General features: G+C 70.7%; 7 protein-coding genes. 3 read left to right on the forward strand and 4 right to left on the reverse strand.

Annotation, left to right across the window (positions count from 1 at the left end; translation table 11 throughout):
- Positions 1-253: DUF3667 domain-containing protein (locus tag VFL64_RS18650; RefSeq protein ID WP_489541882.1), on the reverse strand; the 253-nt coding region annotated here is incomplete at its 3' end.
- Positions 254-371: 118 nt separating this feature from the next.
- On the opposite strand from VFL64_RS18650, the gene VFL64_RS18655 reads away from it, so the two are divergent.
- Together VFL64_RS18655 and VFL64_RS18660 are read left to right on the forward strand one after the other, a co-directional pair.
- Positions 372-719, forward strand: coding sequence for a DUF1428 domain-containing protein (locus VFL64_RS18655; protein WP_489541883.1), 348 nt, complete (start codon positions 372-374; stop codon positions 717-719).
- A gap of 133 nt (positions 720-852) precedes the next feature.
- On the forward strand, positions 853-1,719 hold the full coding sequence (locus VFL64_RS18660) for a peptidylprolyl isomerase (RefSeq protein WP_489541884.1): 867 nt from the start codon (positions 853-855) through the stop codon (positions 1,717-1,719).
- Between the two features lie 33 nt (positions 1,720-1,752).
- Here VFL64_RS18660 and VFL64_RS18665 read toward each other — a convergent pair whose 3' ends face one another.
- Positions 1,753-3,381, reverse strand: coding sequence for a DUF3455 domain-containing protein (locus tag VFL64_RS18665; RefSeq protein WP_489541885.1), 1,629 nt, complete (start codon positions 3,379-3,381; stop codon positions 1,753-1,755).
- A 25-nt stretch (positions 3,382-3,406) separates the two neighbouring features.
- Positions 3,407-4,273, reverse strand: coding sequence for a class I SAM-dependent methyltransferase (locus VFL64_RS18670; protein ID WP_489541886.1), 867 nt, complete (start codon positions 4,271-4,273; stop codon positions 3,407-3,409).
- A 33-nt stretch (positions 4,274-4,306) separates the two neighbouring features.
- Between VFL64_RS18670 and VFL64_RS18675 the strand changes: the two genes are divergently transcribed.
- A complete protein-coding gene (locus tag VFL64_RS18675; protein WP_489541887.1) occupies positions 4,307-6,409 on the forward strand; it encodes a transcriptional regulator in 2,103 nt (700 codons plus the stop codon).
- Positions 6,410-6,418: 9 nt separating this feature from the next.
- On the opposite strand, the gene VFL64_RS18680 is transcribed toward VFL64_RS18675, so the two are convergent.
- Positions 6,419-7,645, reverse strand: a complete 1,227-nt coding sequence (locus VFL64_RS18680; protein WP_489541888.1) for a multifunctional CCA addition/repair protein — start codon at positions 7,643-7,645, stop codon at positions 6,419-6,421.
- Between the last annotated feature and the right edge of the window lie 121 nt (positions 7,646-7,766).

Genomic DNA, 7,766 nt, shown 5'->3' on the forward strand with positions numbered 1-7,766 from the left:
GCAGCACGTAGCGGCGCCGCCGCCCGGCCAGGTACTCGTGCGTCAGGCGGCCGGGGCGGGCCAGCAGCAGGCCGAGGGTGCGCCACAGCGCGCCTTCGAGCGCCACGTAGTGGCTGATGAACTCGTGCACGAACTCGCCAAAGGTCGGCGGGTGCAGAGCCGTTTCCTGGCCGCATTCGGCGCAGTAGTTCAGCGGCGCGAGCGTGCCGCAGTTGCGGCAGGCGAGGTCGGAGCGTTCGTGCGGGTGTGACACGGGCGCGAGCTTAAGGCAAGGCGGCGGTCGAGGATGTCGATCCCAGGCCTCGCCGTTCGTCGTGCAAGACGGTGCCCTGGTGCGCCGACACCTTCCCGCCACTTCGAAAGGAAACGCCATGAACTATGTCGATGGATTCGTCGTCCCGGTCGTCACCCAGCAACGCGAGAGCTACCAGCGGCTGGCCACTGCGGCGGCCGCCGTGTTCAAGGAGCAGGGTGCGCTGCGCGTGGTCGAGTGCTGGGGCGACGACGTGCCCGAGGGCAAGCTCACCTCCTTTCCGCTGGCCGTGCAGCGCAAGCCCGGGGAGACGGTGGTCTTCTCGTGGATCGTCTGGCCTTCCAAGGCGGTGCGCGATGTGGGCATGGCCAAGGCCATGGACGACTCCCGCCTGAAAGACCTGCCCATGCCCTTCGATGGCAAGCGCATGATCTTCGGAGGCTTCGAGGTGATCCTGGACGTGTGAGTTGCCGTCTCACCCCCGGCACGAGTGCACGCCCGTGCAGGATCTCGCTGGGCGTGGTGCGGTGCAGCATGGGGTGGGTGGCCGCGGCTGAGATACTCCGCGCTTGCTCAACCCCACCCCAAGGTCAATTCCCATGCGTACCGTTCATTCCGGCCTGCTCGTGGCCGCCGCCGTTTCCGCGCTCGCACTCAGCGCGTGCAACTCCAACAAGGAAGACAAGCCTGCGGCCGCCGCCGGCCCGGCTGAAGTCACGGTGAACGGCACCGCCATCGCACAGGCCACCGTCGACCGCGTGGTGCAGCAGCGTGCAGGCGGTTCCGGCCAGCCCGTGCCGCCCGAGGCCCGCAAGGCCATCGTCGACAGCCTGGTGTTGCAGACCGTGGTCGCCCAGGAAGCCGTCAAGCAAGGCCTCGACAAGACGCCCGAGTTCCAGGCGCAGATGGAGGTGGTGAAGACCTCGGCCCTGGCCAACGCCTACGTCGAAGACTTCATCAAGAAGAACCCCATCACCGACGACATGCTCAAGGCCGAGTACGACCGCCTGAAGGCGCAGAACCCGGGCGCCGAGTACAAGGCCCGTCACATCCTGGTGGCCACCGAGGCCGAGGCCAAGGACATCATCGCCAAGCTCAAGAAAGCGCCCGGCAGCTTCGAGAAGCTGGCCAAGGAGAAGAGCACCGACGCCGGCTCCAAGGCCAGCGGCGGTGACCTGGGCTGGTTCGAGCCGCAGCGCATGGTGCCGGAGTTCAGCGCCGCGCTGACCAAGCTCGAGAAGGGCAAGTTCACCGAAGAGCCGGTCAAGAGCCAGTTCGGCTACCACGTGATCCTGCTCGAAGACTCGCGTGTGAACGAGCCGCCGGCCCTCGAAGGCATCAAGCCCCAGCTCAGCAACCAGCTCCAGCAGCAGAACGTGCGCAAGAAGCTGGATGAGCTGAAGGCTGCTGCCAAGGTCGAAACGGCTGCCGCATCGGCTTCTGCTGCGGCCTCGGCAGGCAAGTAACACGCGTCGGGACGACGCGTACGACAGAGAAGGTCAGGACGACGCGTACAGCAGGTAGTCGGCCGTGTAAGGCACACGGTCGACCGCCCCCACCGTGTTCGCGTCACACCCCTTCGCGGGCAGCACCCCACCCGAGGTGTTGACCCGCTGCACGCTGGTCACGCCGGCGTAGCGCCCCGCGCCACCCACCGAGCGCGCCGAGAGCAGCAGCCACGGGATCGCCCCGGCCTGCGGCGCCTCGGCCCGCGACTCGACCTGCCCCACGATCTTGCTGCCGTCGGCCGCTTCCCAGTGCGGGCCGGCGTAGTGCGTGCCGCGCAGCGCGCCCTGTGCATCGAACAGCTCGGCCTGCGGGGCCACGAACACCCACTTCGCGCCGGCCGGCGCGGCCGCATCGGCGCGGCACTCGTAGACCTGCACGCCGCGTGCGGCCACCCGCTCCACCAGCTTGGGCTCGCCGGCCGGTGCCACGGCCAGTTGCGCCAGCGTCACCGCGCCGACCTGCTTGCCCATGGCCAGGCCCACCTCGGTCGAGCTGCGGTAGTGGATGCCGGCCCAGATGCGCGCGTTGCCCACTTCGCGGGCGAAGTCGTCGACGTTGTTCCAGCGCCGCGTCGTGCCCTGCGCGGTCGGGCTGCTGGTGCTGAAGGTCGGCAGGCCCTTGGGGCCGGCCTCGGCTTGCAACACCACGCCCAGCGCGCCGGCGATGATCGAATGCGCACTTGGGTACTCGGGGTGCAGAGGCGTGTCGATCAGCGCGGTCCAGCCGGCCTCGGGCGCCGTGCGGTCGTTGCCGTCGATGTCGCCGTTGCGGATGGCGGTGACGGGGCGCCAGAAGTTGTAGTGGTACTTGGCGTCGAAGACCGCTATCAGCGCGTCGTCCATCGCCTGCGACGCGGTGGCGAAGAGGCGCGCGTTCTGCATCACGCTGCGGCCCGGCGTGGTGGCCACCGAGCGCAGCACCTGGTGGTAGATGGGCGGCAGCGAGTAGTCCCAGAAGCGCGCGACCTCGGTCTGCTCGGCCGTGCGCTTGGTGCTGGCCTTGGCGCCCAGGGTCTTGACCTCGTCATAGTCGCGCGCCCACTGCGTGCTCGTCAGTTCTGGCGGCGGGCCGGGGCGGAACTGCGCCGCGCTGGCCATCGCCCAGGGCTTGCGCTGCGGCCACTGCGGCGCGGCCACGCCGGTGGTGGGCACGTAGGTGCCGGCCGTGGTGAGCGGGCGGTAGCGCTCGGGCGTGGCGGCGCCGTCGTCGGCACGGCGCGCCAACAGGGCGCTGGCGGCCTGCTCGCCGGTGGCGATGCCGGCGGCCTTGGCGGGGCTGTCGGGCAGCCTGGCCAGCGCCGCGGTGTAGGCAGCCGTGATGGCGGCCTCTTGCGCCGGGATCAGCTTGTGCAGCGTCACGCGGTTGGCGGCGGCCACGGCCGCGTCGACCGCGGCGGCGTCGCCGGGCTGGCGCAGGCTGGTGGCTGCCACGGCGTCGTAGACGGCGGTCTGCACCAGGGCCATCACGCGGTTGGCCGGCGGGGTGCCGAGCTTGGCGCCGACGACGAGTTCACCGGCCGTGGTGTTCCAGTCGGTCACCACGTCGGCATGCGCGCTCGCCGCGAGGGCGAGCAGGGAGGCGGCCGCGAGCGCGGCCTTGCGGTTGTTCATGCGGTTCATCTCGATCTCGTCTCTTGCGTGGGGATCACTTGCGGGTGATCACGATCTGCAGGTATTCGCTGGGCGCGACCAGGGTGCCGTCGTCGGCGCGGTTGAAGCGCGTCAGCAGGGCCATCAGGTCGGCTTCGAGCGCGGCTTGCTTGTCGGCGCTGTCGAGCGCGGCAAAGGCCTTGAGCACCGGGCCGTAGTAGGTGCGGAAGACCTCCAGCCAGTGCGCCGGCGAGCGGTAGCGCATCACGAAGTGGCGCGGTTCGGTGTGGATGCTCGAGGCCTGCATCTCGAACAGCTCGACCAGCCGGGCGCGCGAGCCCCACAGCGCGGGTGACTGCACGCCGGCCGGAGGCGGCACGTGCTTGCCGATGGTCTTGAACAGCTGGCCGATGAAGCCGTCGGGCGTCCAGTTGGCCATGCCGATCTTGCCGCCGGGCTTGCACACGCGCAGCATCTCGCTGGCCGTGCGCGCTGGGTTGGGCGCGAACATGTTGCCGAAGGTCGAGACCACGGCGTCGAAGGCGCCGTCGTCGAAGGGCAGGGCCTCGACGTCGGCCTCCAGGAAGGCGATCTGGTCGATCAGCCCGTCGGCGGCGGCGCGCGCACGGCCGCGTTCCAGCAGGGCGGGCACGTAGTCGGTGGAGGTCACCTCGCACCAGCGGCGGGCCGCAGCGAGCGTGACGTTGCCATTGCCGGCCGCCACGTCGAGCACGCGCTGGCCGCCGCGCAGGTCGAGCGCCTCGCACAGCGACTCGCCCACGAGCTGCAGCGTGCTGCCGACCACGGCGTAGTCGCCGGAGGACCAGGCGGCCTTCTGGCGGGTCTTGATGGCTGCGAAATCGGGTGACGGGGTGGTGGTTTCCGGTGCCTTGCCGGCAACAGCAGTGGAGAATGCGTTCATGTGATCTGTTCCTTGGGTTCAGTGGACAGTGGCGTGCCCCGTGAACCGGGGCCGGTGGACGGCGTGGCTTGCAAGCGCCGGAATGCACTGTCGAACCCGCGCGTGGAAGGCAGCGTGGAAGACGGCGTGGAATCTCGCGTGGAAATTGCTCCGCTCCAATGGCAGCTGCTCGGGCCGCCGGCGATCTGCCGCGGCGCCGAGCCGCTGCCTCTGCCGCCTTCGCGCAAGGTGCGCGGCCTGGCGGCCTACCTGGCGCTGGCCACGCACGAGATCTCGCGCAGCCACCTGTGCGAGCTGTTGTGGGACCTGCCCAACGACCCGCGCGGCGAGCTGCGCTGGTGCCTGAGCAAGCTGCGCGGCGTGCTCGATGAACCCGGCCATGCCCGCGTGCTGGCTAACGGCGAAACCGTGCGGCTCGACCTGGGCGCCGACGAGGTGGATGCGCTCACGGTGGTGCGCACGCTGCAGGGCGGCCTCGACGCGCTCGACCTGCCCGCGCTGCGCAGCCTGGCCGAGCGCTTCCGCGGCGACTTCCTGCACGGCCTGGAGATCCCGCGCAGCGCGGCCTACAGCGCCTGGCTCACGGCGCAGCGCCGGCGCTTTCGTGCCGCGCACGTCGCCGTGCTGGAGCGCCTGGCGCAGACGCTGCCGCAAGCGTCTGACGAAACCTTCGCCACCGTCGAAGCCTGGCTGCGCCTGGCGCCCTTCGACAGTCGCGCCCACGAGTGCCTGTTCAATGCGCTGGCCGCGGGTGGCCGGCTGCGCGAAGGCGACGAACACCTCAGCGCCAGCGCTCGCCAGTACGAGGCCGAGGGCCAGGACTGGGCTCCCATCGGCCTGGCCTGGCGCGCCGCCAAGCAGCGCCATGCGGCACCTTCGGTGGACGTGATCAGCGTGCCGGCCGCGCGGCCTCCGCTGCCCGAAGAGCCGGCGCCCGGCTCAGCCCGCCGCCGCGCCTCGCTCGCCGTGATGCCCTTTGCCGACCGCACGCGCGGCGTCTCCATGCGCGGTGGCCTGGGCGACGGCCTGGCGCACGACATCATCACGCGCCTGGCCAAGCTGCGCAGCATGTTCGTCATCGCACAGGGCACGGTGTTCGCACTCGACGAGCGCCACGTGGGCGCCGAAGAGGCCGGCCGGCGGCTCAACGTCGACTACGTGGCCGGCGGCTCGCTGCGGCACGAGCCCGGCGGGCGTGTCAGCGTGACGGTGCAGCTCAGCGAGGCGCGCAGCGCGCGCGTGCTGTGGGCCGAGGTCTTTGCCGGCAAGCTCGACAACACCTTTGGCTGGCTGGATGAGATCGGCGACCGCATCGTCGCCGCCGTGGCCGGCCAGATCGAGGTGGCCGAGCGCAACCGCGCCATCCTGAAGGCGCCCAACTCGCTCGATGCGTGGGAAGCGCACCACCGCGGCCTGTGGCACATGATGCGCTTCAACCGCGAAGACAACGAGCAGGCGCGCCACTTCTTTGCGACGGCCGTGCGCCTCGACCCGGGCTTTGCGCGGCCGCACGCCGGCCTGTCGTTCACCCATTTCCAGGATGCCTTTCTCGGCTGGGCCGAGCGTGGCGAGGCGGTGGAGGCGGCCTACCGCACTGCCTCGCAGGGCCTGATGGCCGACGACCTCGACCCTGCCGCGCGCTGGGCGCTCGGCCGCGCGCAGTGGCTGCGCGGCCGGCAGAGCGAGGCACTGGCCGAACTCGACACCAGCGTCGACCTGAGCCCCAACTTCGCGCACGGCCACTACACGCTGGCCTTCGTGCACGCGCAGTCGGGCGACCCGAACGCGGCGGTGCTCGAATCGGACCACTCGCGTGCGCTGAGCCCCTTCGATCCCATGATCTTCGCGATGATGGCGGCGCGCGCGATGGCGCTGATGCGCCTGGGCCGCCACGACGAGGCCGCCGACTGGGCGCTCAAGGCCGCGGCACGGCCCAATGCGCACCTGCACATCCAGGGCATCGCGCTGTACTGCCTGCGGATGGCCGGTCGCCATGATGAAGCGGAGCAGGTCGCCGCAGGGATCCAGCGCAACCAGCCGGGCTATGGCGTGGAGGACCATCTCCTCGCGTTCCGCTACGGCAGCGACGCTGAAGCGTTGATCCGCAAGGCCTGGGCCCTGGGCGCTCGTGGCTGAGCGGGAGGCTCAGCCGCCGAGGCTGGCCGCCACCGCCGCCTGGCGCGCATGGCGAATCGCGTCGCCGATGGCGGCGCCCTTCCAGCCTTTCGACAGCGCCTCGGCCGACACCGCCGCGCTGTCGACCGCCAGCGCCGCATCGAGCGCACGCTGCAGGCGCTCGCGCTGCGGGTAGGGCCGGTCTTCGAAGCCGGTGCGGCCGCGTGCGTCGCACTCGCAGGCGAGCAGCATCTCGGCAAAGCGTTGCGGGCGGCGCCATGCGTCGCAACGCTCCAGCAGGCGCATCACGGCGGCGGCGTCGAGTGTCTCGCTGCGGTGCACGTTGCCGTGTTCGCGTGCCACGGTTTCGGCCAGCTCGCGGCAGTCGGTGGGCACACGCAGGCGCTCGCTCATCGCCTGCACCAGCTTCACGCTGCGCGCTTCGTGGGCGATGTGGCGCGGCAGGTCTTCGGGGCGCGTGGTGCCCTTGCCCAGGTCGTGGCCCAGGCAGGCGAAGCGCACGGTCAGCGGCGTGTTCAGCCGCGCGGCCATGTCGAGCACCAGCATCAGGTGCACGCCGGTGTCGACCTCGGGGTGGTGAGCGGCCGGCTGCGGCACGCCCCACAGGCGGTCGACTTCGGGCAGCAGGCGCGCCAGTGCGCCGCAGCTGCGCAGCACGTCGAACATGCGCGAGGGCGTGTGCTCCATCAGGCCGCGCGAGAGCTCCTGCCACACGCGCTCGGGCACCAGGGCGTCGGCCTCGCCTTGCGCCACCATCCGCTGCATCAGGGTGTTGGTCTCGGGGGCGACGCGGAAATCGCTGAAGCGTGCGGCGAAGCGGGCCACGCGCAGGATGCGAACCGGGTCTTCGGTGAAGGCGGGGGACACGTGGCGCAGCAGCTTGTCGCGCAGGTCGCGCTGGCCGCCGTAGGGGTCGACCAGGGTGCCGTCATCGGCCTGGGCGATGGCGTTGATGGTGAGGTCGCGGCGCTGCAGGTCTTCTTCCAGCGTGACGCCGGGGTCGGCGTGGATGGTGAAGCCCTTGTAGCCGGGGGCGGTCTTGCGCTCGGTGCGGGCGAGGGCGTATTCCTCTTTCGTCTTCGGGTGGAGGAAGACGGGGAAGTCCTTGCCGACGGGGAGGTAGCCGGCGTCTTCCATCTGCTGTGGCGTGGCGCCGACGACGACCCAGTCGTGGTCGTTCACGGGGAGGCCCAGCAGGGCGTCGCGGACTGCGCCGCCGACCATCCATGTCTTCATGGGAGGGCAGTGTAGGGGGCGGTGCGGGCATGGTCATGGGCCGCTCGGGCGGAGGTATCCAGGCCTTGCTCCGTTGTTTGGTTTTGCCCGCTTCGCGTAGTGTGTTTCTTCCTACTTCCAC

It is taken from the genome of Rhizobacter sp. (genome assembly GCF_035702065.1).
GTDB lineage: Bacteria > Pseudomonadota > Gammaproteobacteria > Burkholderiales > Burkholderiaceae_C > Rhizobacter.

Excerpts from the sequence above, each read along its gene's own strand:
- VFL64_RS18655 (WP_489541883.1), top strand. The coding sequence starts at position 372 with ATGAACTATGTCGATGGATTCGTCGTCCCGGTCGTCACCCAGCAACGC.
- VFL64_RS18660 (WP_489541884.1), top strand. The coding sequence starts at position 853 with ATGCGTACCGTTCATTCCGGCCTGCTCGTGGCCGCCGCCGTTTCCGCG.
- VFL64_RS18665 (WP_489541885.1), bottom strand. The coding sequence starts at position 3,381 with ATGAACCGCATGAACAACCGCAAGGCCGCGCTCGCGGCCGCCTCCCTG.
- VFL64_RS18670 (WP_489541886.1), bottom strand. The coding sequence starts at position 4,273 with ATGAACGCATTCTCCACTGCTGTTGCCGGCAAGGCACCGGAAACCACC.
- VFL64_RS18680 (WP_489541888.1), bottom strand. The coding sequence starts at position 7,645 with ATGAAGACATGGATGGTCGGCGGCGCAGTCCGCGACGCCCTGCTGGGC.